A 25,189-nucleotide genomic window follows, 5' to 3' on the forward strand; every position below is an offset into this window, starting at 1 on the left:
ATTTATTCACCTCTAATAACTGGGAAGTTTTTAACCTATCTAGCCACTTTTCTAAATAAACACGATTAGCTATTTCCTCAGATGGATTTTGGGTATCTAGAGGATAAGGTAAAAGTCCCAAAATTGCTGCTGTTGTTACACAGAACATTGATTTTTGGAAACTCATACAAATTTGCACCCGCAAATCATCTTCACCCCGACGACTGCTACGGTAGATTTTGTGCAAATATTCTGGTAAATAATGGCGCATATCCTGCATTAACAAAGTTGGGGGAACACCTGCACCACCAATAGGCAAAGGATCAGCGTATAATGCACCATACTGAAATCGAGATTGATCTGGGGGAATTTGATATGCTTGAGCATTATAAGAAACTGTACCCAAAAAAGGTGTTCCTCGAAAAAATACAGCCTCTACATAGGGAATTGCTGTATCTGCTAAAAATGTCAAACCCAAAGCTTTAGGAATGATATCATATACCTGTCCGCGGATTTTGACGCTGTAGGTAATGGGTTTTAGGGCATCAGCTACCAACCCCGCTTTAATATAATCTACAACTTCGGGAATGGATTTAATTTCCCCTTTATCGTAGCGGTCTGATAAAGTCAGGAAAATATCAGCCATTACTCGCCAAAATTGACCTAACCCACTATAATAAGCCGATACACGCAACTGTTCAGTTAAAAAATCAGGAAAAAGTTGGTTAAGTCCCAAAATGAGAGGATTGGTTTTAAATTTGGCTGTAATTACAGTTTGGGCTATTTCTAAAAATTCTGGTGTATCTAAATAGGTATCTAGTCCTCCACCACCATGCCACATCATGGTTTTCATGCAGTATTCGGCATATTCAAAATTAATCCGCTTGTGCCACAAGTGACGGAGTAATTTTGAGGAAGAAATTTCGCCATCAAAATATTTAAAGAAGGGAAAAAATATCAAAAATTGATTTTCAGCTATGTAGATGAGGTTTTTAGAGTAAGCATCTAAAACTACTCCATAACTTTTGAGAATCCCGACAACTTCTAAAACATTTCCGGGGGTATCTTTGAGTAATGCACCTCCGGTTTGCAATCTGTGGAGATATTCAAATAAAGGGTTGTTTACTGTGAGTTTGTTTGGCATATTTAATGTTGTTATGTATTCAAGAATTATCAGTATTGGGTAGGAACTATATCATATTTTCAGACTTCAAATATTTACAGGGATTAGAGATTGGAATTTAATTATAGAGTGAGTTTTTCCAGTCTCTAGTACCCATTATTTAGGTTTTGCTTTATCTAAGGATACTGTTGCGACAATATTTGGAGTATTTACCATTGAGGTAATAGTGGTTTGAGTCCAATGTACTAACCAATTTGGTTGGATGCCAAAGATCACAATTAACACTGCTAAAATTATGGCAGGGATGCGATCGCTCCAGTACACGCGAGGTAAATTAGATACCTGTTCAGACAGTCGCCCAAAAAAGGCACGGTTGAGGAGGATTAAGAAGTAAACGGCTGTTAAACCTGTACCCAGCATGGAAATTAAGGTTTGCACGGGAAAAACTGGGAAACTGCCCCGAAAAACAATAAATTCGGAAATAAATCCCACCATTCCTGGAATACCAGCACTGGCCATTACTCCCAAAACAATCAAGCTACCAATTACAGGCATCCCCCGTTCTGGGTTCAGCAATCCTCGTACTACATTTAAATCTCGGCTACCTGCTTTTTTATATACAACGCCCACCAGTAAAAACATCATGGCAGAAATCAAGCCGTGGCTAATCATCTGCATCACAGCGCCCAAAACGCTTAAAGGTGTGGCTGCTGCTGCTGCTAAGAGGACATAGCCCATGTGTCCTATAGAACTATAGGCTACCATCTTTTTCATATCAGTTTGAGTGATCGCGCAGGAAGCACCAAATAACACGCTAATCACTGCCCATGTTGCTAACCAAGGTGCTAAATATGTCCAAGCTTCTGGTAGGAGGTTCATCCCAAACCGCAATAAACCATAGGTTCCTAATTTCAACAATACCCCAGCCAATAACACAGAAATGGGTGTAGAGGCTTCAACGTGGGCATCTGGCAACCAAGTATGGAAGGGTACTAAGGGAATTTTAATCCCAAATCCCACCAAGATTCCTCCTAATAGTAACAGTTGTGTTGCTAAAGGTAGGGTTTCAGTATTCAAGGTTGATAGTCCAAAACTTGGTGAACCACTTAACCAAACCATCCCCAAGAAACTTGCCAAAATTAAGATGCCGGAAATAGCCGTATAAATAAGGAATTTTGTAGCTGCATAACCCCGTTTTGCACCGCCCCAAATAGCAATTAATAAATACAGGGGAATTAATTCTAGTTCGTAAAACAGGAAAAATAATAATAAATCCTGTGCTAAAAAAGCCCCTGTCACCCCAACATTTAATAGCAGGATTAAAGAGTAATAAAATCTCGGACGTTGCAAGGATTCATCGCTGCTGTAGATAGCAATACAAGTCAATAATCCATTTAATACTAGCAATGGCAAGGATAAACCATCTATTCCTAGATTATAGTTTAAACCCAAGGCATCTATCCACGGTAGATTTTCAGCAAACTGTTGTCCAACCATATCTGGACTAAACTGAATTGCTAGGAAAATTACCCACAAAAAAGTAATTACGGCACTGCCTAAAGCTAAACTGCGAGAGATTTTCCCGTTAATTTCAGAGGGATAGAAACCGATTAAGGCTGCACTAAGTAAGGGTATTAGAATCAATAGACTAAGCATAAGGCAATTTCTGAATGAACCGCAAAGACGCGAAGGAAGAAGGAAGAAGAAAGAAGATAGGTATTATCAGTTGTCGAGAGATAGTATTACTGAAGCGTAAATTTCAAAGCTGAGAATGAAATATACAATACTTAGAAAGGCAATTTATCGAATAAACCCAATGAAAAGCTGATGACAAAACCCAGGAGGCTAATGACTACGAGGATGGTTAACATATAGCCTTGGGACTGCCCAGAAATACTGTATTTTAAACTTTGTCCACTGAACATGGCCGCAAATCCTACCAAGTTTACCAAACCATCAACTAAATAGCGATCGCTCCATGCAGAAATTCTCGACAAGAACCCTACAGCACTAACTATGGTTAGGCGATAAATCCGATCAATGTAAAAATCATAACCCAATAAGTCTTGGATCATTCTCCATCCTAAAATTCTTGGTCTTGACCAAGCTTTGTGTAAATAAATAGTACAGCCAATCCCTACCCCCAAGACGGTGGAAGCGACCAAAGATAAAAGTACATACCAATCAATACTTTCCCAGCTAGGTAGTAAGTACCATTGCTGAAGCATTAAAGGCAATAACAGCGTCAAAATTGTTAACGTCACCATTGGAAATGCCATTGTCCAACCAACTTCTGGCGCGCGGCGGGTTTTTGGTTGCGGTGTTCCCCAAAAAATTAACCGGAATACCCTAGTTAAATTTAATGCTGTCAAACCATTGACTAACACCAAAACCCCAATTACCCAAGGACTAACCTTTACCAAGCCATCAGCCCAGGCTAACATCGCCCAAAAACTCCCCAGTGGTAATAATGTCACCATCCCTGCTGAACCGACAATGAAAGCTGTAGTCGTAGCCGGCATTCTTGACCACAAACCACCCATTTCTGTCAAGTCCTGGCTTTGGGTAGTGTAAATAATTGAACCCGAACTCATAAATAATAATGCTTTAGCGATCGCATGGGTTAACAACAACATCAGCGCCACACCCCCCTGCTCTAAACCTACCGCCAAAAACACCAATCCCATATATGCACTGGTAGAATGAGACAAAGCTCGCTTAATATCAATTTGCGCCAAAGATACCAATGTCGCACCAACTGCCGTCACCGTACCCATTACAACTAAGGCATTCAAGGCCACGGGTGACAGTGCTAGTATTGGCTGGAGTTTATATAGTACGTAAGCACCACCACCCACCACCAAAGAATTTCTCATCACCGAAGCTGGGTTAGGCCCTTCCATGGCCTCATCTAACCACAAATGCAAAGGGAATTGAGCGCACTTACCCGCAGGCCCAGCCATCAAAGCCAAACATAATAAAGTTGATGTCATCGGACTTAAATTAGCCGTCTGCGCCCATTCATACAAATCAGAAAAATTCAAACTCCCGGCTAAGGTAGAAAGCACCACTACAGCCATTAGCAGCAACAAATCTCCCACCCGCTTCGTTAAAAACGCATCTCGCGCTGCTGTCACAACTAGAGGTTGAGCATACCAGAAACCCACCAATAAATAGGTTGAAAGGGTAAGAACTTCTAATAGCCCATAACTCAGAAATAAAGAATCACTAATCGCTAAACCACTCAACGCAGCTTCAAAAAATCCGACTAGCCCAAAAAATCGTGCTAAAGACCAGTCTTTTTCCATATACCCCAGGGCATAGATTTGAGCTAATAGGCTCAATCCTGTAATTAAAACCGTTGCTCCAATACTAACTGGTGAAAGTTCTAAAGCAAAAGATAAGTTGAAATCCCCTGCTTGAAACCAAGTAATATCCAAACTTACCTGGTCTTTATCCCAGATATCTTTAAATACAAATAAGCTATGCAGAAAAGATACCACTGTTGTGAACAAATTCAAGTAGGCCGCAGGTCTTGGACCTGTAGTTTGAATGATTCCCATTGCCCAGGGCAGGGTGAAAATTGCCCCAATTAAGCTATAAAAAGGCACGAACCAACTTGTTGTAAATAGAAACTCATTCATTTAAATTTTCCCTCGGTTTCATCTATTAATCTTTTCTTTAATCACGGATTTTTAGGGATTAAATGATTGCACGGTTGTTGTAAATTTTCACTTCTGTTTCATCCATTATTTTTTTTATTATGATTATTTTTCTCTTAAATTTATCTAGGCATTTTTACTTCACCTGAGCCAAGGAAATGGTAATTAAATATAACTTTACATAATTAAAAGCATTTACTTCCATTTTCAAACCTCCTGCTTGTAAATTTATATTTCTCCTTTGAATCAACGACTTTATACAATACATTTAAAAAAATTATCTATTTTTTACCTAGTCTCTATGCAAACAGCAAAATTCGAGGAAAGTCAGAGACGGTAGAATATACAGCCGCTAATCATCCCCCTCCAGGCAAGATTGCCCAGGGCTATGAATGTTATTTTTTAAATGTAATAAAGAAATTATAAAGCACAAGTGGCAACTCTAGGAATGAGTGAATTTTAATCAAATCACCAGGGGATTAAATTATGTTAAGTTTTTTTAAAGTTTTTTATTACAAACTATTATAGTAATTTATGTTGCTTTGGATGCCAAGATTTAATATCCTTAAATTTGGAAGTATTTTCTTCGGTCAAGATCAGCATCCCCGTCGAAAAATTTAATCCATTGTACTGACTGAATTATTTTTTTAGGAGTTCTGCGATGCCAATTGCAGTTGGAATGATTGAAACAAAGGGCTTTCCCGCAGTAGTAGAAGCTGCTGATGCCATGGTGAAAGCCGCCCGCGTAACTTTGGTAGGATACGAAAAAATCGGCAGCGCTCGCGTTACCGTGATTGTCCGGGGTGATGTATCTGAGGTGCAAGCCTCCGTTGCTGCTGGTGTTGAAGCAGCCAGAAGAGTCAATGGTGGTGAAGTATTATCTACTCACATCATTGCCCGTCCCCATGAAAACTTAGAATACGTTTTACCAATTAGGTATACAGAAGCAGTAGAACAGTTCCGTACTTAAAAACTGTTTAAACAAAGTTATTAACAGCTTTGCCTTCTTGAAGCGTAAATCTTTTCCATCTCTAGAAACTCGATTTAAGGATTAGAATAATGTCAATTGCAGTGGGAATGGTTGAAACCTTGGGCTTTCCAGCAGTAGTAGAAGCTGCTGATGCCATGGTAAAGGCGGCTCGCGTCACCTTAGTAGGTTACGAAAAAATTGGTAGCGGTCGGGTGACAGTGATCGTCCGTGGTGATGTTTCTGAAGTACAGGCTTCAGTTGGTGCAGGAGTAGAATCAGTCAAGCGAGTCAACGGTGGACAAGTTTTATCCACCCACATCATTGCTCGTCCCCACGAAAACTTGGAATACGTCCTACCAATTCGTTATACCGAAGATGTAGAACAATTCCGGGAAAATGTGAACGCCATTCGCCCTTTCGGTAGAAGACCGTAATTTATAATGCAAATTGCTAAAGTTCGTGGCACAGTATCCAGCACTCAAAAAGATCCGAGTCTTCGAGGTGTCAAATTACTGCTGTTACAACTAGTAGATGAAAACGGCAACCTCCTGCAAGAATACGAGGTGGCAGCCGATAATGTTGGTGCAGGAGTGGATGAGTGGGTACTTGTGAGTCGTGGTAGTGCGGCTCGCCAAGTGCTTGGCAGTGAACAACGTCCGCTAGATGCAGCAGTGGTGGCAATAATAGATACCATTTACGTTGAAGATCGCCTCATTTACAGCAAAAAAGATCAAGATCGTTAGTTAAAAACCAGAAAATCGGCAATAACTGACAAAACGCTTAATTCAGGAGGAATCTCGCAATGGCAGTCCGCAGCACGGCGGCACCCCCAACCCCGTGGTCAAGGAGTTTAGCTGAAGCCAAAATTCATGAGACCGCATTTGTACATTCTTTTTCTAATATTATTGGGGATGTACTTATAGGTGCAAACGTAATTATTGCTCCTGGGACTTCAATTAGAGCAGATGAAGGAACACCTTTTTATATTGGTGAAAATACTAATATTCAGGATGGTGTAGTGATTCATGGGTTGGAACAAGGTCGAGTAATTGGTGATGACCAAAAGCAATACTCGGTCTGGGTCGGCAAAAATGCTTCCCTGACCCACATGGCTCTAATTCATGGACCGGCTTATGTAGGAGATGATTGCTTTATTGGCTTTCGCTCTACGGTATTTAATGCCAGGGTGGGTGCTGGTTGCATCGTAATGATGCACGCTTTGATTCAAGATGTAGAAATTCCCCCCGGTAAATACGTGCCTTCGGGAGCAATCATTACTAACCAGCAGCAAGCTGATCGGTTGCCAGATGTACAAGCACAAGATCAGCAATTTGCTCATCATGTAGTTGGCATAAATCAGGCATTACGGACTGGTTATCGCTGTGCTGAGGATAGCAAGTGTATTGCACCCATTCGGGATGAACTTAATCTTTCTGGGGTTAAATCTTATACAAGTATTACCGTTGAAGAATTTGAAAGGAGTAGTGAAGTGGCGAGCAATAGCTTGGGTGCAGAAACAGTAGAGCAATTGCGCTATCTATTGGAACAAGGGTTTAAAATTGGGACAGAACACGTAGACCAAAGAAGGTTTCGCACTGGTTCTTGGCAAAGTTGTAAAACCGTAGAAACACGGTCTTTAACAGAAGCGATCGCGGCGGTGGAAGGTTGTCTAGCAGACCATCGTGGCGAGTATGTGCGGCTGTTTGGGATTGACAATGGCAGACGCAGGGTATTGGAAACCATTATCCAACGTCCAGACGGTGTAGTGGCAGGGGGTACAACCCAGTTTAAAGCACCTGCTACTCAGTCTTACAGTAGCTACAACGGCAATGGTAACGGTAACGGCAATGGTGCTAGTAGTGCCAAACTCAGCCCAGAAACCATAGACCAAATCCGCCAACTATTGGCAGGTGGGTACAAAATCGGTACAGAACACGTAGATGAGCGCCGCTTCCGCACAGGTTCTTGGAACAGTTGCCAGCCCATCAATACAACTTCTACCAATGAAGTAATTTCTGCCTTGGAAGAATGTATAGACAATCACCAAGGTGAGTATGTCCGTTTAATTGGCATTGACTCCAAAGCTAAACGTCGGGTTTTAGAAAGTATTATTCAAAGACCCAATGGACAAGTAGCTTCCACTGGTAGCCAGCAATCCTTCAAAAGTACAAATTCTGGCTCGGCAACTGCAACATTGACTAATACCCGTTTAAGCACGGAAGTAGTAGACCAGATGCGGCAGTTATTAGCCGGTGGTTATAAGATTAGCGTTGAACACGTTGATCAAAGACGTTTTAGGATGGGTACTTGGGCTACTGCGGGTCAAATTGAAGCTAAAAATGACCGAGAAGCGATCGCTACCCTAGAAGCACACCTGGCCGACTATCCAGGGGAATACGTGCGCTTAATTGGCATTGACACCGCCGCTAAACGTCGGGTACTGGAAGCAATTATCCAACGCCCATAACCATAGCGGACAAGGGGAAAAAAGAGGGATTCTTTCCCTATTCCCCGTTCCCGTCAGATTGATTTTTCCGGCTTCCGAGGTAACAAATTCCATGTCTTTGCCACTGTTGCGTTTTAGCAACAACGTTGAATCTTACATTAGTGGCGAGGTAAATATTCATCCCAGTGCCGTGCTTGCACCAGGGGTAATAATTCAAGCTGCTGTCAACAGCAAGATTATTATCGGACCTGGAGTTTGTATTGGTATGGGGTCAATTCTCCAAACCAATGAGGGTATCCTAGAAGTAGAAACAGGGGTAAATCTGGGAGCCGGTTTTTTGATGGTCGGTCAAGGCAAAATCGGAGCTAATACTTGTATTGGTGCAGCCACCACAGTGTTTAACTGTTCGGTAGCATCTGGACAAGTGATTCCCGCCGGTTCAGTTTTAGGTGATACCAGTCGGCAGATTGGTGAAACTCAAGAAGAAATAGAACCTTCCACCATTAATTCCACCGCTACTGAAACTCAAGAACAAGAGCCACAGAAAACAGTAATTTCTCAAACCCAGTTTTCAGCTTCGGCTTCTGTCGAGTTAAAATACCAAACTACTACTTCCATTCCTACACCTTCTCCCACGCCCAAAAGCCAGTCTCCCCCAGAAGAAGAATCCCCAATTCAGGAATCAGAACCAAGCCAATCTGAGGCTGAAATTGCCCATAGCGTTGTCAATCAAATATATGGGCAAGGCAGCATTAATAGGCTGTTAACCACATTGTTTCCCCATAGGCAATCCTTGAACGAGCCAAATTCGGAAGGGTGAAGTGTTAAATTAACTTTACGCGGCAAAGGTTTTTGATCTTGCTAGTGCGAATAGCTATGCTAACAACCTTCAGCCTTGACCTTTATTTGCGAGTATCCTGGAGAAATTCCGATGGAAACATATAATCAACAGTCTGTTAACTCCTTCCAGGCACCACGTCGTCAAGACAGTTTCAAGGACACTGCCCTGGGCTTAGTATCTACAAGCAGTTTTCCGGCCATAGTCGGGACGGCTGACATGATGCTAAAATCGGCCGGTGTTCACCTAGTTGGATATGAAAAAATTGGTAGTGGTCATTGTACAGCTATTGTACGTGGTGGCATTGCTGATGTCCGTTTGGCAGTAGAAGCTGGTGTGCAAACTGCTGAACAATTTGGTCAGTTAGTATCTAGCTTGGTGATTCCTCGACCGTTTCCTAATTTAGATGTAGTGTTGCCTATTACTAACCGCTTCAGCCAATTAATCGAAGAAAGTAACTACAGCCGTTTGAGTAATCTAGCGATTGGACTGGTAGAAACACGAGGTTTTCCAGCAATGGTGGGTGCTTGTGATGCCATGTTAAAAGCGGCTGATGTCCATTTAGCAGCTTATGAAAAAATTGGTGCGGGTTTGTGTACAGCGATTATTCGTGGTTCTGTGGCTAATGTGGCTGTAGCTGTAGAAGCGGGGATGTTTGAAGCAGAACGTATTGGGGAATTAAACGCTGTAATGGTGATTCCTAGACCTTTGGATGAGTTGGAACAAACTTTGCCATTAGCCAGTTGTTGGATAGAACAACGTCAACCGTTAAAGTTGCCTTTGAATATTAAAGAGAAGGAACAAGTTGCGGAAATAGAAGTGTTACAGTTACCTGATTTAACTAAAGTGCCTATAAAAATTAAAGAAGAAGTATGGCATGAAGAATAATACAGGAGTCAGGAGTCAGGAGTCAGGAGTCAGGAGTCAGGAGTCAGGAGTCAGGAGTCAGGAGTCAGCACTTCGGCTACGCTCAGTGACCGGAATCAGGAGTCAGAGGAGGAAGAAAAGAAATCCTAATCATTAATTCCAAAATCAATCCTGTTCATTTTTTACTCTTGTAAATTATAATGCTTACTGATGACTGTGGTTTTGACGAATTAAATAACGCACTTCTTCTAATAAAACATTGAATCTTTCATCATTTTCTGCCTGTCGTTGTTTTATTAATTCCATTTCTTCTTCAAACTGTTCTATGCTACGCTCGTGTTGATTAGCAATTTGCAACAAGGCTTGAGCCGTTATTCTTAACCCATCTATGCTGTCTTTAATTTCTACTACACTATCTTTAACTTCAGCAATGCCATCTCTAACTTCGCTGACAGTCGAAGCTAATTGATCAATCATTTCATCTGTCCAACGTTGTACGGCCATTTTAGTTTCTTGTTAATGCCTTTGATTTGGTATATTATACACCATCTTGAGGTACAAAATATAAGAACAAAGGTATATATAAACAAACTTTCAATGCTGCCCCCTGCCTCCACTGTTACTCTATAGGAGAATTAACTTGAACCAAGCGACGCTGCACCAATTAAAAGTATTTGAAGCAGCCGCACGACATGGCAGCTTTACTCGCGCTGCTGAAGAATTATTTCTCACTCAACCTACCGTTTCTATGCAAATAAAGCAACTAACAAAATCGGTAGGGTTGCCATTGTTTGAACAGGTGGGAAAGCGGTTATTTTTGACGGAAGCAGGAAGGGAGTTATTTGCTACTTCTCGTGAGATTTTTGAAACTATAGCCCAATTTGAAATCAAAGTAGCCAACTTAAAAGGGTTGAAACAGGGGCAATTGCGCTTGGCTGTGGTTACGACAGCAAAATATTTTATTCCTCGTTTGTTGGGTCCATTTTGTGAACTGTATCCCGGCATTGATATTTCGCTGCAAGTAACAAATCATGATGGTATTTTGGAAAGAATGAGCAGTAACCTGGATGACTTGTATATTATGAGCCAAGTTCCAGATCATTTAGATGTGAATTGTCAGCCATTTTTAGAAAATCCCTTAGTAGTTTTTGCCCCTTTACATCATCGACTAGCCAAGGAGAAGAATATTCCCATAGAGTCTCTAGCAGATCAGCCTTTTATTATGCGGGAACCTGGTTCGGGGACACGTCGCGCTGTGCAGAGTCTTTTTGAGGAACATGGGGTAAAGGTGAAAGTGAAACTAGAGTTAGGTAGTAATGAGGCAATTAAACAGGCGATCGCTGGAGGTCTAGGTATTTCTGTTTTATCTCGTCATACCTTGCTAACAGATGCGGCTGAGTTTAGTATTTTAGATGTGCAGCATTTCCCCATTAAGCGGTCTTGGTATATGGTTTACCCCTCTGGTAAACAGTTATCTATTGTAGCTCGTACCTATTTTGACTATTTGCTAGAAGCCGCTAAGAGTTTTGTAGATCAAACTAATACTGGATTATAATTAAGTGTAAGCTTATACATAACCAAACAGGAGAAATTTGAAATAGTATCTTATGTCAATTATTGCGCTCAGAGCATGGTATCTACAAGATTATGAGCCGATCGCTGAACTGGAAAACCGGCCTCCAGACATTCGCTTGAGCAAAAAAAGTCTACTAAAATCAGGGTTGCGGGCAGATTTTTTAGAAGACAGTGACGAAGTGAAAGCATCAACTTGGTTTGGTCGCTATCTAGAAGGGGAAACTATTGAGTTTTATGTTGAGGGTAGCGGTGGTTATTGTGTGGCTAATATTGATTTGATTAGCCATGAGATTTATTTTACCAAGCAAGCACTTTTAGCTCAGTTAGAACCGAGTATTTTTCTTTGCTATCAAACTGAGTATGCCCCAGCCAGTGATCTATTGAAAGAGGAACTGGGACAATGTTTGGTGAGTTTAAATAAGCGATCGCGCTTACCCCTAACAATAGTAGAATCATCCCGTCCTAGTGATGCCCCTCTACGGTTAAACCGCAGTATTATGCGAAAAATCCGTAAGAGTTTGCTGTTTATTGCCGATACCACAGCGATAACCAGCGTTGATGGAAAGGAAGTTCCCCAGCTAATTCCCAGTCCTAATGTCTGCGTGGAGATTGGTTACGCTATTCAAAGTAAACGGTCTGAACAAATTTTATTAGCCCAGATGCAGCGTCCAGAATTTGCAGGGACATTTCCCTTTGATTTACCAACGCAGCAAGTTCTCCAATTTCAAGACGGTACAGAATTAAAGAATATTCTCACCGGTGCAATTGAAAACCAGTTAGCACGATTTAAGTTGTTTTTTTGATTTTTTCACAAAAAATAATAGTTGGGAACTGTTTACGGGTTAGCCCACGTCGTAACCTGAAGCGGCTAAAAAATAGGAGTCAGGAGTCAGGAGTCAGGAGGAAGAATTAGAAGAAGAGAAGAATATACTTGAATCTAGTCAAGTGATAGGTTTTTGGTAGTTTCAACGCTTATTCCTTGTACCTCATTCACCTTTTTAATCTTCAAACTCTTGATGTATCTCAGCTTTAGCTTTATATGCCTAATGGCACGCTATCAGCAAGCCCTAATTAGAAATAATTCTTTACCCTGCCCCCTGCCCCCTGCCCCCTGCCCCCTGCCCCCTGCCCCTTTTCTTTTGGCCTGTAGTAGTGAACAATAGGATGGATGTAATTTAAATGACGTGATTATATGCCGAGAACTCCCAATGAATATTCTGTACACCTGTTGCTAGACAGTGGACATAGAGAAGAGATACGGTTTACGACAATTCAAGAATTTCAGAAGTGGTATAGTGCCGAACTTGTACCAAAATCTGCTTCTAATGATTTTATCAGCGTACCGATTAGGAATATTCAAGGGGAATATATGGTGGTACGGCCTTCCCGGATTATCGCTATTCGAGTAGAACCAGTTTTTAATTCTAGTATTGAAAGATGATTAAAAAAAACCTAGCTTTGCTTTCCTTGAGTTTGGGAATTGCTCTTGTTAATCCTCTTTGGTCTGCTGTTGCTCAAGCCCCTAACATACAACCATCACCAACGCCAACTAATTCTGAGGTGACACCAGAGGTATTACCACCACTCGTACCCATTGACTTGGAAACTGTTTGTAGTAACCAAAATTGTTTGGGATGGGATGAGCAAATTTGGGGTGGAAGGGGTAAAAAAGGCGATAAAAAAGCCTTATTAAAATCCATTGATCACAGTTTGACTTATTTAGGAAGAAGAAGCGCGATCGCTGCTTATCAAAATTACCTGATTCCAGAGATTACCCATGATCGAGTCCGGCGTAGTTTGGTGCGGTTTCGTCAATTAGTTGTTAACTCGAAATCACCAGCCCAATTACAAGCTGCTGTGCGTCGGGAGTTTGTTTTTTACCAATCTGTAGGCAATGATGGTAAGGGAACTGTTAAGTTTACGGCGTATTATGAACCTATTTATAGAGCCAGCCGGGTAAGAACTTCAGTATACAAATATCCCCTGTATCGACTACCGAAAGATTTTGATCAATGGGCTAAACCCCATCCAAAACGGATTGATTTGGAAGGAAAAGATGGTTTATTAGGGAATAAGAGCAGGTTGCGTGGTTTGGAAATGCTCTGGTTCCGCGATCGCCTAGATGCTTACATGGTACATATCCAAGGTTCTGCCCAAATTAGATTAACCAATGGCAAAACCACTTCTGTCGGTTATGCAGGAGGTACTGATTATCCTTGGACTAGCATCGGTGGACAACTGGCAAAAGATGGTAAGCTGCCATTACAAGGATTAACTATGCCCCGGTTAATTAGTTATTTCCGCCAAAATCCCAAGGAATTGAGTAATTATTTACCCCGTTGGGAAAGATTTATTTTCTTTCAAGAAACCAATGGTAGACCTGCTACAGGCAGTATTAGTGTACCTGTCACCGCAGAACGTTCCATTGCCACAGATAAGTCTCTGATGCCACCGGGCGCTTTGGCACTGGTTACAGCCTCTTTGCCCTACTCTGTCGGTCGTGGTCGGTTGGAGTATCGGACAGTTAACCGCTTTGTATTGGATCAAGATACGGGCAGTGCAATCAAGGGTCCAGGACGGGTAGATTATTTTATGGGGACTGGCAAAGTTGCGGGCGATCGCGCCGGTGTCACAGGCGGTAATGGTGCATTATACTACTTGTTACTGAAGAAATAATGAAGTAGGGGTGTATTACAATACGCCCCTGCCCTCCCCTAATTATTAATAAGGTGGATAACCAAAATCATCTTCATCCGCATAGACATAAGAACTAGCAACACCTGATACTTCTGTACTTTGCGTTTCTAATTTGACGGATTCCTTACCAAATTCTTTATAGTCTTCAAAAGTTTTACAGATTATTTCTGACTCTGGTGAATCGGAAGCAATCATGTAATCTATTAAAGTGCTAACTGTCGGATGTTTGTAGTCCATGGTGGAAGCTACTAAGGCCGTATTCGGTTGAATACCTCTTTCTTCACATTCAATAATCGGGCAGAAAATACCGTGAGCGTGGAAAAGGGGACCCTTTGGTGTGACTGGTTTCTTTTGAAAACCTGCATAAGCCTTTTCTAATTCAGCAACAAAGCCACCAATGGCTCTACCTTGTTGATATTCAGCGTAATTTTTGCCAAAACTTGCCCCTGCTGCACCACTTAGAGTTAATTGCAGTGGTAATTGATGTAAAAACTTTTTATCTTCCCCGACTAAAAAAATCAGATGGCGAGTAAAGGTTTTAAATTTAAGTTTATCAGCTAAAAAAGCATCATAATTATCCTTAAATGTCCCCAATTTCATCCCCGTTTCCCGATCTTTCACAGACAGAGGACCCCGACGCACAATTACCATTCTGGGAGTAGTAGTAATATATACGGAATCTACTTCATTATTGCTAAATTCATGTTCTACCTGTTGCCAATTATCATCGGGGGTAAAACCAATGGCTTGAGCGTTATCTAGTTTAATGGCTAAACCAAAGCTTTGAAGGCCATCCTGTCCATAGCGGGGATTGATCATCATACCCCAAGGCAGGACTTGAGAAGGGGGAGCGTTAAATTTTTCGTCCTCAAAGTCGAAATTAGCAGATGCTTTCATTGTTTTTGACATATAAGAGTGTTTAATAGTTTTGTCTTTTGTACCATCCGTCTAAAACATCAGACAAATTCTCATATTAGATTGTAACAAGCGATCGCCCTTTTAATTTGCCAATCAACTAAAGGTTAAGTATCCTAATATTCAAAGTGGCAGAAACACGTGATGGATAACAAACTGGCGAGGTAGTATATGTGTAGTTTCTTTAATTTGAGGATGATTTGGTATAAGAGAGGATTGACATAAACCACTTGGTGGACTAACTCGCAGTTCTTTACACAACTTCTTCACTTGGCTATCTACTGCTTTGATAGCAGTTTTTGAATCACCATTCATGATGTAACCAATCATTCCTCCACAAATAAGCCCGGAAGCATATTTTGATGTTACATATCTCATCATTCCTTTTTTTGCGTAGTCTCCTGCTAAAGATTCGCGTTTTCCATCTTTGGAAATTACATTGAGTCGCTTACATTCAAAAGAAAAATATACATCTTCACGGCACGTTTCAACTGATGTAAAAAGCAGATCAATACGTCCCTTTTCGATTCCAGATTCTAAGTCATCCTCTGGGATTTCGCGGTCAATCCTTACGGGTAATCTCACCAAATCCCTTTGCTGTATCAAAGTAACTCTAAAACGCTTAGTTATGGGTACTTCATGGTCATCAATTTTAGGTTTACTAAAAACTTGCCATGCAGATAATATCAAATCAAGAATATCTGGAATAAGATAATCAGGGAAAGTGTCCTGCCAAAGACTACTATTACCAATTATTGCCATCAGCTTTCGTTATAGTTGGTAGTGAGGATTGCTGATGCTATTTCATCTGCATCGTTTAAAGCAGCGGTCTTAGTCCAAAACCGACGAGCTAATGGTTTAAAAATATATAGCTTATCTTGGTCAAAAACCTTGAGATTTCGCAATAAGCTGATACTTCCTTGCTGATTGGGTAAAAGACGAATAATCCGTTGGAGAACAGTATCTAATTCCTGTATTGATTTCTGCTCAATGTTCACCCAGCTTTGCTCTACATTAATTTTTCTATCTAAAACGATAATGGCTGCACCCATGTCTAAAGAAATTATAATGTTACCGATTATAGTATACTGGCTTTTACGCGCCCAATTATTAAGTACATTACATAAAAGTTTTAAATACTCCTTGCGTTCTTCTGGTTCGCTCCTAACCAATGTAGGAATCGGCCAAGTTCCTTGATTTGGTTGGATACTTGGTATGGAAACATTGATAGTGTCGTCTATTAGTATTTGTTCATATTCATCAATATGATAATACTCATAAACGTGTCTGAGTAATTCGTCTTTCTCTCTTTGTATAGTCTGCTGACGATTCAACAAAAAGTTTTGATTAATCTGGTTTTTTAGATTTCTAATTTTTTTTGCGATTTCTTGAACAATTTCTTTTGACCTAGAAGGATCTTGAGTCATTTCTGGCAATAAAAATGGGAATTTAAGTAGTTCTGCGACACGTATATCACCGCGCTCAATTCCCCAAGTAGAGGCTGTATGAAATAAGAAATACTTTGCCAAAACAGAGTTGAGAGCAACAGCCAAGAACATAAGAACTTCAGTATCTTCTGGTTTACCATGAATACCTCGAAATGCATCTTGAAAAACAACATCAAAGTCAGCAAATGCTACTTTCAAGCTTTTACTTATAATTATGTGTGGAGAAGTAAATATTTTTTGATCTGGCAGTCCATTTCTGCCACGAAGTTTTTTAAAGCGATTACCAATAGGAGTGCAGTCAGATTCTAAGAGAATCAAATCAATATTTTTACTCTTTCCCTCTAAAAATAATGTTTTCCGAGACCAAGGTGATAATATAACTTTCTCTGGATCATCATTAGCCCCTTGTGGTTGAAACCCTCCACCCATTAACCACCTTTTTGTTATCTGCTTTTTTCTCTTTTTATATTGGAAGTCTTTTAATGTATCTACTAAATCATCTACTTTTGGTAATGCAGATAATCTTTCCAGAAATTTTCTGTCTCTCGAAGTTCCCCAAAAGGATTGTTTCCAAACTAGCGCAGCTTCACCATTACTAAGGTCATAGAGAACTTCTCGCAGTCTAACCTTAGTTTGGTCTTCTGGTGAAATAGCTAGAATTTCAGCCCGAATAGTTTCCAATTCAGTCTTAGGAGTTATATAGTCAATACTGCTAGTTTTTCTATCAGGTTTTTCTTTCCGATACCTGATAATAAGTGTAGGACGATCAGCACCATCAAACAAGTAAAACCTCATATCGGATAGGTTAATTACCTGCTCAATCGTGTATGTTGATAACCACTCTTTTTGAAAATCTAGTGCTTTATCTTGGTGGTTAAATAAAACTCCTGCTGGAAGTAAAAAGCAAATACGTCCATCATCCCGTAAGTGTTGCGGAGCTTTCCACACAAACCCACAAGCTAACTGTCTTTGAGCAATTGTATGATTTTCTTGTTCACACCACTGCTCCATAAGATTTTTTTGTTTTCCTGTTACTTTTGCCCAAGGTGGATTACCTACTATCAGGTCAAATCCATCTACAGGAATGGGTAAATCTTTTTCAAAAAAATCTTTGCAAATTAGGTTATGACCTACTAATTTTGGAAGCGCATTCCCCTTTTTTTGAAGTTTCTGAATACCTCTAGGATCAAGTTGATCTAGAAAGGCAAGATATAAGCTAAATGCTGCAATGCGACAAGCAGTTTCACTAGAATCTGCATCTATGCCAAAAAGGTTTTGCTGAAGAATATTAATTAGGGCTGGTGCAAGTTCATCATTGTTATTCCTAACAGTTCTGTGCTTGATAACCCATTCTTCAGCTAATCGGTTAAAAATCGCTACTAGGAATATACCTGAACCACAAGACGGGTCAAGAAAACGCTTTTCTAGTAAGGAAGTCCATCCATCTAATGCTGTATCGAGAACTATCTCAGCTAAAAATCTTGGCGTGTAATATATACCACTTTCCCGCTTTTCTTGTGTTTCAAGAAAATTTTCATAAATACTACTTATTGTTTCAATAGGAATAACACTAAAATCATAAGCCCAAAAGCCCAGTGAAAGTTGACCACTACTTATCTCATCACCACGAAGAAAACTTTTTAATATGTTAATATGTCGGTCTTGAATTAATTTACTTTCTGCTTGAATATCACCATCAAATAAGTCTCCATTAAAATCAGATTGAAGTTGTTGAAATAAAGCATATAAAAGTTGCTTTGCTTGATGAGGTTCATTTATTTCTAAAATATCAATTAATCTGTGACAATCTGTTGCACCTATTTTATTAAAATAAGAAATATCAATAATTTCCCTATCAACAAGATAACAGGTAAATATTGTGCGCCATAGCAGAGCATTAACAATCTTGATATCTAACGTATCATTAGTTTCTGCTTTCAATAAATTATTACGTGCTGCTGCTAAATTTTTGAGTAGATAGCGATCGACACGCAAATCTGGTTTAAAAGATTCCGGTTTTTTTCTAAACAATTCACCGAGTTCTATTGATCTGATAAATTGCTTTAGTTCAATTGCATCAGCTACCCGATCTAAAATTTCGACCAGACGATTTTGTTTGGAAACATCTTGATCATCTTTTGCGGGAAGCGCAAGACCAGAATAAACTTGAACTTCAGTTGGACTAATAACTATAAGTAAGGGAGCGATACCTTGATTCCATATCTGACGATGCAATCTACGCATCTGCTTAGAATCTATAGTAGGAACTTCTTTAAAATAAATATAGGGTGCGTTATTGACGCATAGAATACCATTGAGTTCTAAATCTTTCCATGCTCTACGCATTATATGAGCCTGCGGAAGAGACTGTTTACCTGTATTAATTTCTTCAATAGTATGAAAAAACTCTGGTGAGCGTCTTTCACTCAGTCCAAGTTGTTCTTTCCAATCTAAGCTAGATGATCTCATCATAGTTCTATCCCTCCTAATACTAAGGGAAGTCTAATAGTTGTTGTCAAGTACCTCCATTCAATTAGGAGCCAGTCTATCATTCTATAATAGTAAGTCTTTTCTGCAAACTATGTTCAGTCCATAAGATTGCAAAAATTGAATTTTATCATAGCATTTAGAGTTTAACAGGTCATTTGTACTATTGACAACTAGATGAACAAAGGTTAAGTTAATTATAACGACTGTTCGATATAGATAAACCGAGTCATGCCCAAAATTGTTGATCATGAACAATACCGCAAAGAACTACTCGGCAAGTGTTTCGACTTATTTGCTCAAAAAGGCTATGGTTCCATCACCATGAGGCAAATTGCCCAGGGATTGGGCGTTTCTACAGGGACGTTATATCACTATTTTCCCAGCAAACAGGCCTTATTTGAGCAATTAGCAGAAGAAATATGTCAACAAGATGTGAGTTTAGCAATGGAGGAATTGGGAGAAGGAAAATCGTTGACAGAAGCAATGGAAGCACTGGGGAGATATTTAGTTAAAAACGAAGAATATTTTATTAAATGGACTTATCTTTGGGTAGATTTTTGTCAACATCAAGAATCGAAAGAAGTTGTGGGTGTTCATAAGCGAACCCATGAAAGATACCAAAAAGCAGTTTGTGATTTCTTGGGAATTGAAGATCCTGTGGTAGCGTCCTTTGTCCTGAGTTTTATAGATGGTTTATTACTGGGAAGATTGCAGAGAAATGAAATGATTGATTTAGCAGAACAATGTACCTTATTAGGGAAAATGTTGACTACTTATTTGCAATGATGAAAATTTCACGTATTCAGATCATGCTCTTACAGCAAATTGTCATCAAACCTGGAACAAGAACCCCACCCCCAACCCCCTCCCCGCAAGCGAGGAGGGGGCTAAGATGTACTTTTAGGAATTGGAAATTGCTGTAATTCCTCTCTGCGCCTCTGCGTGAAAAAAAATCCCTGTAATAAAAATTTCTGAATTTTAAGAAAAAGGAAAATATGACTCAAAAGCTATTATTGAAACCGAATCATCAAAAATTAATTGGGTTAATAATTACAGCTACAGTGATGACGGGGGGAATTATTTTTTATGGGATTTCCCGCTTCGGACAGGTTGGGAAGATGGAGTTATCTGAAGCTGCACAAACTACGCAGATATCTGTAAAAGTGAGTGCTTTAGGACGACTTGAACCGGAAACAGAGGTAATTAGGCTTTCTGCACCCTTGGCTTTAGATGGCGATCGCGTTGCTGAAGTTTTAGTTAAAGAAGGGGATAAAGTGAAAGCGGGACAGGTGATAGCGATTTTGGATTCGCGCGATCGCTTGCAAGATGAGGTGTTAGAAGGAGAAAATCAGGTTAAGGTAGCTAAAGCGAAACTGGCACAGGTGCAAGCTGGGGCTAAATCTGGGGATATTCAAGCGCAGGAAGCCACTGTTGAGAGGATAGAAGCACAATTTCAAGGTGATACCAGGGGACAAAAGGAAGCGATCGCGCGAATTGAAGCGCAATGGGAAGGGGATAAAATAGCTCAAGGTGCGACAATTAGGAAATTAGAAGCAGAACTGAATAACGCCCAAGCAGAAGATCAACGTTATCAGCAATTATATCAAGACGGTGCGATTTCTAGTTCCTTAATTGACAGTAAACGCTTGAGTGTAGAAACTGCTAAACAGCAATTAAATGAAGCTAAAGCAGTGTTAAACCGGATTAATACCACAGCGAGTAAACAACTAGCGGAAGCCAAAGTTGAACTGAATAGACTCAAAGCCACAGGTAACAAACAAATTAGAGAAGCCAAAGCCACATTTAACAGTATTGCTGAAGTGCGTCCAGTGGATGTGAGGTTAGCGCAAACAGAAGTAGAGAGTGCGATCGCTGCTTTAAAACGTGCCAAAACCGACCTAAAAGCAGCATACATTAAAGCCCCCATTGCTGGACAAATTATTAAAATTCACACCCGTGCAGGAGAAAAAATTGATAATAACGGCATTGCAGACTTCGCGCAAACCGAGCAAATGTTGGCAGTAGCAGAAGTTTATCAAACCGATATTAGCAAAGTCAAATTGGGACAAACAGCCATCATTACCAGTCAATCATTTCCTGGTGAATTGCGGGGAAATGTTTCACAAATTGCCTTACAAGTAAATCGTCAAAATGTATTTAGTAATCAACCAGGAGAAAACCTAGATAGCCGAGTAGTAGAAGTAAAAATTCGTTTAAATCCAGAAGACAGTAAAAAAGTTGCAGGATTAACCAACCTACAAGTTCAAACAGCAATTGAAATATAAATCTTAACTTTCTTAGTCTTGATCTTTGTTGGGTTTCCTTGCGTCAACCCAACCTACGACTTAACAATTCGGGTTCTTATACCATTTCTTTATGAGGCTGCGCTGAATTTTGTAACCTTGTCTTTTCCTCCTCTGTGTTCTCTGTGTCTCTGTGGTTCGTTCCTTTTTAAATTTGGCGCATCTTTATGCAGAATTGGTATTAGCATCTTTACCTCCGGTACACTCCGTGAATGCGGTTCAATATCATGAAAAACATATTTAACAAAACGCCCCTAGCATGGCGGCAATTAATGAAAGAAAAAACCCGTTTAGCAGTTGCGGTTGCGGGAATCACCTTTGCCGATATGCTGATATTTATTCAGATGGGTTTTGAGAGTGCATTATTTGATGCCGCAGTTAAACCCCATCTTAACTTACAAGCCGATTTGGTTTTAATTAACCCTCAATTTGAAACCCTATTTTCAGTTAAAAGCTTTTCCAGAGAAAGACTATATCAAGCATTAGCTCATGATGGAGTAAAATCAGTTAATTCAGTTTATATTGGTACAGGACAATGGCGAAATCCAGAAACACGAATAGATAGAGCTATTCTAGTCTGGGGAGTAGATCCAGCCCAACCTGGGTTAACATTTCCTGAACTTCAACAAAGTAAAGATTATCTAAAACCACTACAACAAGTTTTATTTGATCAAGCAAGTCGTCCTGAATATGGGGCAGTTGGTGAGATATTTAAAAAAACAGGTAAATTTGAAACAGAATTGAATACTAAAGCTGTCAGCGTTAAAGGGGTATTTAGTAATGGTGCTTCCTTTGCTGCTGATGGTAATGTAATTGGGAGTCATTCAACATTTTTACAACTATTTCCCACTCGTCAAGCCGATCAAATTGAAGTAGGATTAATTAATTTAAAACCCGGTGCTGATTTAGAAAAAGTCAAAACAGAACTGAAAGTAGCATTAAATCCAGATAGTAAAAATATTACTATTGCAGTCGATACACCAGCAGGATTTGCCCAAAGAGAAAAAAATTATTGGGCTAATGGAACTGGAATTGGATTTATTTTTGGTTTGGGTGTAGCAGTTGGATTTATTGTGGGAATTGTGATTGTTTATCAGATTCTTTATTCTGATGTTTCCGATCATTTACCAGAATATGCAACTTTAAAAGCGATGGGTTATACCGATAACTATCTTTTAGTAGTGTTATTACAGGAGGCTTTGTTTTTAGCTGCTTTGGGTTATTTACCTGCATTTTTACTTTCTTTTGGATTGTATGAACTCACCTTTGCTGCTACTTTGTTGCCCATTGCAATGAAAGTAGATAGGGCGATTAACGTATTTATTTTAACTGTAATCATGTGTACTTTTTCGGGAGCGATCGCTATGCGAAAACTCCGTTCTGCTGACCCTGCGGACATCTTTTAAACCTGATAAAATCATGAATGTAATTTCTATTTCCAACCTCAATCATTATTTTGGTGAAGGATCGCTGCGTAAACAAGTCTTATTTGATATTAATTTAGAAATTCAGGCTGGTGAAATCGTGATTATGACTGGACCTTCCGGTTCAGGTAAAACCACACTGTTAACGTTAATGGGAGGGTTACGTTCTGCCCAGGAAGGGAGTTTGCAAATTTTAGACCAGGAAATTTATAATGCCAAAAAGCACAAATTAACTAAATTGCGTCGTCAAATTGGTTATATTTTTCAAGCCCATAACCTGATGACTTTTTTAACAGCCAAAGAAAATGTAAAAATGTCCTTGGAGTTGCATGACGACTTTTTGGGTAAAGATATCAATGCTAAAGCGATCGCTATTTTAGAAGAAGTTGGTTTAGGAGATAGAGTTGATTACTATCCAGAGAAGTTGTCAGGGGGACAAAAACAACGGGTAGCGATCGCTCGTGCCTTAGTCAGTCACCCTAAAATTGTACTAGCTGATGAACCCACTGCCGCACTAGATAAAAAATCCGGGCGGGATGTGGTAGAGTTAATGCAAAAATTAGCCAAAGAACAAGGCTGTACCATCTTACTTGTCACCCACGATAACCGGATCTTAGATATAGCAGACCGAATCGTGTATATGGAGGACGGTAAACTCAAAAATGATCGGTGACAGTGATAGTAAATCGGCGGTTAGAAACCGCACCTACACAGACAAAACCTGCCTCCGCAGGTTTCAAATAGCTAGTTTTTATTAGTCCACGAAGGTGGACTTTGTTTGTGTAGCCGCGTATCCCTTACGGGAGCCGGAGGCATCTTTATAATCGCCAGGGCTTTGACGGTAAATCGGCGGTTAGAAACCGCACCTACACAGACAAAACCTGCCTTCGCAGGTTTCAAATAGCTAGTTTTTATTAGTCCACGGAGGTGGACTTTGTTTGTGTAGCCGCGATTTGTAATCGCCAGGGCTTTTTATTTAGATCACCCTAAATCCGACTACGCACAAATTTCTCTAACCTATCCATACCTTTTTCAATGGTAGCCATGTCGGTGGCGTAGGAAAGACGAATATTGTTGTCAGCACCGAAAGCAACGCCAGGAATCACCGCAACTTGATGGGCTTCTAATAAAGCGTTGCAAAATTCCAGGGATTTAAGACCGGTTTTGCTGATGTCAGGAAATAGGTAAAAAGCACCGTCTGGTTTAGCCGTACTCAATCCAGGAATGGCGTTAAGTCTGTCTAACATCACTTGACGACGTTTTGCGAAAGCTTGACGCATTTCTTCCACACAGTCTTGAGAACTGGTTAAAGCAGCGATCGCTCCGTATTGAGCAAAGGTACACACATTTGATGTACTATGGCCTTGGATGGTGCTGGCAGCTTTAATCATTTCCACTGGACCCGCCAAATAACCCAATCTCCAGCCAGTCATCGAATAAGCCTTAGCAAAACCATTACTAATCAAAGTCCGGTCAAATATTTCTTTACCTAGAGAACCGATGCTGATATGTTCCGCACCGTCGTAGAGAATCCTTTCGTAAATTTCATCGGAGACAACTAAAATATCTGCATCAACTACAACCTTAGCCAAAGCTTGAATTTCTGCTGGGGTGTACACCATCCCAGTCGGGTTAGAAGGGGAGTTGAGGATAAATAACTTAGTTTTTGGGGTAATAGCCTTTTGCAGTTGTTCCGGCGTGATTTTATAGCCTGTGGAAGCATCCGTTTGGACAATTACCGGCACACCCGCCGCCAAAATGACCATTTCGGGATAACTTAGCCAATAGGGGGCGGGGATAATCACTTCATCACCTGGATCAATTAACGCCATCATCAAATTATAAAGAGAATGTTTACCGCCATTGGTGACGATCACATTTTCAGCTTGATAATCAAGACCGTTTTCAGTTTTCAGTTTTTGGGCGATCGCTTCCCTTAACTTTGGTTCTCCGGCTGCTGCACCATATTTGGTTTTACCTTCGTCCAAAGCTTTAGCTGCTGCGGCTTTGATATGGGCTGGAGTATCAAAATCTGGTTCTCCAGCACTAAAACTACAAACATCTATACCTTCTGATTTCATCGCCTTAGCTTTAGCGGCGATCGCTAAGGTGATGGAGGGTGTCACCTGACTTACTCTTGTTGCCAGTTTCATGCTACTTTGTTCTGGGAATCTCTATCTAATTTAAGGATATCCCAGAATCTTAGTCAAAATTTGTCTTTTTACTCTTTCCCCTTTCCCCATAACTAATGATTCAATATATATAGTGAGTTAATTGGAGAAATTTAGATGAATGCCATTGCTGTAGTTGAATATATCGTTTTCTTAGCTATGTTCACTGGTGTAGCTGTTGGTTTGCTGTTTGGTCTACGTGCTGCTAAGGTGATCTAAAATTTAGCATCCACGTCCCCTCCTCCCTTGCCTACGGTGTACACACAAGTCCTGTTAACATT

At 40.2% G+C, this 25,189-nt stretch carries 23 protein-coding genes; 15 read left to right on the top strand and 8 right to left on the bottom strand.

Annotated features, from left to right (window positions below; translation table 11 throughout):
* The 3 genes from VB711_RS00605 to VB711_RS00615 all read right to left on the bottom strand — a co-directional run.
* A partial coding sequence (locus VB711_RS00605) for a CO2 hydration protein (protein ID WP_323283729.1) occupies positions 1 to 1,123 on the bottom strand: 1,123 nt, incomplete at its 3' end.
* Positions 1,124 to 1,258: 135 nt separating this feature from the next.
* Positions 1,259 to 2,758 (bottom strand): NADH-quinone oxidoreductase subunit M, encoded by a 1,500-nt coding sequence (locus VB711_RS00610; RefSeq protein WP_323283730.1) that lies wholly within the window; start codon positions 2,756 to 2,758, stop codon positions 1,259 to 1,261.
* Between the two features lie 131 nt (positions 2,759 to 2,889).
* Complete coding sequence (locus tag VB711_RS00615) at positions 2,890 to 4,746, bottom strand: NAD(P)H-quinone oxidoreductase subunit F (protein WP_323283731.1); 1,857 nt, start codon at positions 4,744 to 4,746, stop codon at positions 2,890 to 2,892.
* A gap of 679 nt (positions 4,747 to 5,425) precedes the next feature.
* Here VB711_RS00615 and VB711_RS00620 point away from each other — a divergent pair.
* The 6 genes from VB711_RS00620 to VB711_RS00645 all read left to right on the top strand — a co-directional run bounded on the left by VB711_RS00620 (position 5,426) and on the right by VB711_RS00645 (position 9,906).
* Positions 5,426 to 5,734, top strand: a complete 309-nt coding sequence (locus VB711_RS00620; protein WP_015209255.1) for a carbon dioxide-concentrating mechanism protein CcmK — start codon at positions 5,426 to 5,428, stop codon at positions 5,732 to 5,734.
* An 89-nt stretch (positions 5,735 to 5,823) separates the two neighbouring features.
* Positions 5,824 to 6,168 carry a carbon dioxide-concentrating mechanism protein CcmK gene (locus VB711_RS00625; RefSeq protein WP_039748664.1) on the top strand — a complete coding sequence of 115 codons (345 nt, stop codon included), beginning with the start codon at positions 5,824 to 5,826 and terminating at the stop codon, positions 6,166 to 6,168.
* Positions 6,169 to 6,174: 6 nt separating this feature from the next.
* Positions 6,175 to 6,477, top strand: coding sequence for a EutN/CcmL family microcompartment protein (locus tag VB711_RS00630; RefSeq protein ID WP_323283732.1), 303 nt, complete (start codon positions 6,175 to 6,177; stop codon positions 6,475 to 6,477).
* Between the two features lie 59 nt (positions 6,478 to 6,536).
* Positions 6,537 to 8,201 carry a ribulose bisphosphate carboxylase small subunit gene (locus tag VB711_RS00635; protein ID WP_323283733.1) on the top strand — a complete coding sequence of 555 codons (1,665 nt, stop codon included), beginning with the start codon at positions 6,537 to 6,539 and terminating at the stop codon, positions 8,199 to 8,201.
* A 91-nt stretch (positions 8,202 to 8,292) separates the two neighbouring features.
* The gene (locus VB711_RS00640; RefSeq protein ID WP_323283734.1) at positions 8,293 to 9,000 is read left to right on the top strand and encodes a transferase; all 708 of its coding nucleotides are present in this window, start codon (positions 8,293 to 8,295) and stop codon (positions 8,998 to 9,000) included.
* Between the two features lie 111 nt (positions 9,001 to 9,111).
* Positions 9,112 to 9,906, top strand: a complete 795-nt coding sequence (locus VB711_RS00645; RefSeq protein WP_323283735.1) for a carbon dioxide-concentrating mechanism protein — start codon at positions 9,112 to 9,114, stop codon at positions 9,904 to 9,906.
* Positions 9,907 to 10,089: 183 nt separating this feature from the next.
* On the opposite strand, the gene VB711_RS00650 is transcribed toward VB711_RS00645, so the two are convergent.
* On the bottom strand, positions 10,090 to 10,389 hold the full coding sequence (locus VB711_RS00650; RefSeq protein WP_323283736.1) for a hypothetical protein: 300 nt from the start codon (positions 10,387 to 10,389) through the stop codon (positions 10,090 to 10,092).
* A 136-nt stretch (positions 10,390 to 10,525) separates the two neighbouring features.
* On the opposite strand from VB711_RS00650, the gene VB711_RS00655 reads away from it, so the two are divergent.
* The 4 genes from VB711_RS00655 (at position 10,526) to VB711_RS00670 (ending at position 14,136) form a co-directional block, all read left to right on the top strand.
* Positions 10,526 to 11,440 carry a LysR family transcriptional regulator gene (locus VB711_RS00655; protein WP_323283737.1) on the top strand — a complete coding sequence of 305 codons (915 nt, stop codon included), beginning with the start codon at positions 10,526 to 10,528 and terminating at the stop codon, positions 11,438 to 11,440.
* A gap of 52 nt (positions 11,441 to 11,492) precedes the next feature.
* On the top strand, positions 11,493 to 12,263 hold the full coding sequence (locus VB711_RS00660; RefSeq protein ID WP_323283738.1) for a hypothetical protein: 771 nt from the start codon (positions 11,493 to 11,495) through the stop codon (positions 12,261 to 12,263).
* A 389-nt stretch (positions 12,264 to 12,652) separates the two neighbouring features.
* On the top strand, positions 12,653 to 12,901 hold the full coding sequence (locus tag VB711_RS00665; RefSeq protein WP_323283739.1) for a hypothetical protein: 249 nt from the start codon (positions 12,653 to 12,655) through the stop codon (positions 12,899 to 12,901).
* Positions 12,901 to 14,136, top strand: coding sequence for a murein transglycosylase A (locus VB711_RS00670; protein WP_323283769.1), 1,236 nt, complete (start codon positions 12,901 to 12,903; stop codon positions 14,134 to 14,136). The genes VB711_RS00665 and VB711_RS00670 overlap by 1 nt, the downstream gene beginning before the upstream one ends.
* Positions 14,137 to 14,181: 45 nt before the next feature.
* Here VB711_RS00670 and VB711_RS00675 read toward each other — a convergent pair whose 3' ends face one another.
* From VB711_RS00675 to VB711_RS00685, 3 genes are all read right to left on the bottom strand, one after another.
* The gene (locus VB711_RS00675; protein WP_323283770.1) at positions 14,182 to 15,054 is read right to left on the bottom strand and encodes a DUF5895 domain-containing protein; all 873 of its coding nucleotides are present in this window, start codon (positions 15,052 to 15,054) and stop codon (positions 14,182 to 14,184) included.
* A 141-nt stretch (positions 15,055 to 15,195) separates the two neighbouring features.
* The gene (locus VB711_RS00680) at positions 15,196 to 15,834 is read right to left on the bottom strand and encodes a hypothetical protein (RefSeq protein WP_323283740.1); all 639 of its coding nucleotides are present in this window, start codon (positions 15,832 to 15,834) and stop codon (positions 15,196 to 15,198) included.
* Positions 15,834 to 18,992, bottom strand: coding sequence for an HsdM family class I SAM-dependent methyltransferase (locus VB711_RS00685; RefSeq protein ID WP_323283741.1), 3,159 nt, complete (start codon positions 18,990 to 18,992; stop codon positions 15,834 to 15,836). Before VB711_RS00685 ends, VB711_RS00680 begins: the two co-directional genes overlap by 1 nt.
* 246 nt (positions 18,993 to 19,238) lie before the next feature.
* Here VB711_RS00685 and VB711_RS00690 point away from each other — a divergent pair, with 246 nt between their 5' ends.
* The 4 genes from VB711_RS00690 (at position 19,239) to VB711_RS00705 (ending at position 23,410) form a co-directional block, all read left to right on the top strand.
* The gene (locus tag VB711_RS00690; RefSeq protein WP_323283742.1) at positions 19,239 to 19,796 is read left to right on the top strand and encodes a TetR/AcrR family transcriptional regulator; all 558 of its coding nucleotides are present in this window, start codon (positions 19,239 to 19,241) and stop codon (positions 19,794 to 19,796) included.
* Between the two features lie 209 nt (positions 19,797 to 20,005).
* On the top strand, positions 20,006 to 21,295 hold the full coding sequence (locus VB711_RS00695) for an ABC exporter membrane fusion protein (RefSeq protein WP_323283743.1): 1,290 nt from the start codon (positions 20,006 to 20,008) through the stop codon (positions 21,293 to 21,295).
* Positions 21,296 to 21,585: 290 nt separating this feature from the next.
* Entirely contained in the window at positions 21,586 to 22,719 is a 1,134-nt protein-coding gene (gene devC / locus VB711_RS00700; RefSeq protein ID WP_416233542.1) for an ABC transporter permease DevC, read from the top strand.
* Positions 22,720 to 22,732: 13 nt separating this feature from the next.
* Positions 22,733 to 23,410, top strand: coding sequence for a DevA family ABC transporter ATP-binding protein (locus tag VB711_RS00705; RefSeq protein ID WP_323283744.1), 678 nt, complete (start codon positions 22,733 to 22,735; stop codon positions 23,408 to 23,410).
* Between the two features lie 313 nt (positions 23,411 to 23,723).
* On the opposite strand, the gene VB711_RS00710 is transcribed toward VB711_RS00705, so the two are convergent.
* A complete protein-coding gene (locus tag VB711_RS00710) occupies positions 23,724 to 24,890 on the bottom strand; it encodes a pyridoxal phosphate-dependent aminotransferase (protein WP_323283745.1) in 1,167 nt (388 codons plus the stop codon).
* A gap of 135 nt (positions 24,891 to 25,025) precedes the next feature.
* Between VB711_RS00710 and petL the strand changes: the two genes are divergently transcribed.
* Entirely contained in the window at positions 25,026 to 25,127 is a 102-nt protein-coding gene (gene petL, locus VB711_RS00715) for a cytochrome b6-f complex subunit PetL (protein WP_323283746.1), read from the top strand.
* Positions 25,128 to 25,189: the final 62 nt, after the last annotated feature.

The organism is Cronbergia sp. UHCC 0137, from assembly GCF_034932285.1.
Classification (GTDB): domain Bacteria; phylum Cyanobacteriota; class Cyanobacteriia; order Cyanobacteriales; family Nostocaceae; genus Cronbergia.

Excerpts from the sequence above, each read along its gene's own strand:
- VB711_RS00610 (WP_323283730.1), bottom strand. The coding sequence starts at position 2,758 with ATGCTTAGTCTATTGATTCTAATACCCTTACTTAGTGCAGCCTTAATC.
- VB711_RS00615 (WP_323283731.1), bottom strand. The coding sequence starts at position 4,746 with ATGAATGAGTTTCTATTTACAACAAGTTGGTTCGTGCCTTTTTATAGC.
- VB711_RS00620 (WP_015209255.1), top strand. The coding sequence starts at position 5,426 with ATGCCAATTGCAGTTGGAATGATTGAAACAAAGGGCTTTCCCGCAGTA.
- VB711_RS00625 (WP_039748664.1), top strand. The coding sequence starts at position 5,824 with ATGTCAATTGCAGTGGGAATGGTTGAAACCTTGGGCTTTCCAGCAGTA.
- VB711_RS00630 (WP_323283732.1), top strand. The coding sequence starts at position 6,175 with ATGCAAATTGCTAAAGTTCGTGGCACAGTATCCAGCACTCAAAAAGAT.
- VB711_RS00635 (WP_323283733.1), top strand. The coding sequence starts at position 6,537 with ATGGCAGTCCGCAGCACGGCGGCACCCCCAACCCCGTGGTCAAGGAGT.
- VB711_RS00640 (WP_323283734.1), top strand. The coding sequence starts at position 8,293 with ATGTCTTTGCCACTGTTGCGTTTTAGCAACAACGTTGAATCTTACATT.
- VB711_RS00645 (WP_323283735.1), top strand. The coding sequence starts at position 9,112 with ATGGAAACATATAATCAACAGTCTGTTAACTCCTTCCAGGCACCACGT.
- VB711_RS00650 (WP_323283736.1), bottom strand. The coding sequence starts at position 10,389 with ATGGCCGTACAACGTTGGACAGATGAAATGATTGATCAATTAGCTTCG.
- VB711_RS00660 (WP_323283738.1), top strand. The coding sequence starts at position 11,493 with ATGTCAATTATTGCGCTCAGAGCATGGTATCTACAAGATTATGAGCCG.
- VB711_RS00665 (WP_323283739.1), top strand. The coding sequence starts at position 12,653 with ATGCCGAGAACTCCCAATGAATATTCTGTACACCTGTTGCTAGACAGT.
- VB711_RS00675 (WP_323283770.1), bottom strand. The coding sequence starts at position 15,054 with ATGAAAGCATCTGCTAATTTCGACTTTGAGGACGAAAAATTTAACGCT.
- VB711_RS00680 (WP_323283740.1), bottom strand. The coding sequence starts at position 15,834 with ATGGCAATAATTGGTAATAGTAGTCTTTGGCAGGACACTTTCCCTGAT.
- VB711_RS00685 (WP_323283741.1), bottom strand. The coding sequence starts at position 18,992 with ATGATGAGATCATCTAGCTTAGATTGGAAAGAACAACTTGGACTGAGT.
- VB711_RS00690 (WP_323283742.1), top strand. The coding sequence starts at position 19,239 with ATGCCCAAAATTGTTGATCATGAACAATACCGCAAAGAACTACTCGGC.
- VB711_RS00695 (WP_323283743.1), top strand. The coding sequence starts at position 20,006 with ATGACTCAAAAGCTATTATTGAAACCGAATCATCAAAAATTAATTGGG.
- devC (WP_416233542.1), top strand. The coding sequence starts at position 21,586 with ATGAAAGAAAAAACCCGTTTAGCAGTTGCGGTTGCGGGAATCACCTTT.
- VB711_RS00705 (WP_323283744.1), top strand. The coding sequence starts at position 22,733 with ATGAATGTAATTTCTATTTCCAACCTCAATCATTATTTTGGTGAAGGA.
- VB711_RS00710 (WP_323283745.1), bottom strand. The coding sequence starts at position 24,890 with ATGAAACTGGCAACAAGAGTAAGTCAGGTGACACCCTCCATCACCTTA.
- petL (WP_323283746.1), top strand. The coding sequence starts at position 25,026 with ATGAATGCCATTGCTGTAGTTGAATATATCGTTTTCTTAGCTATGTTC.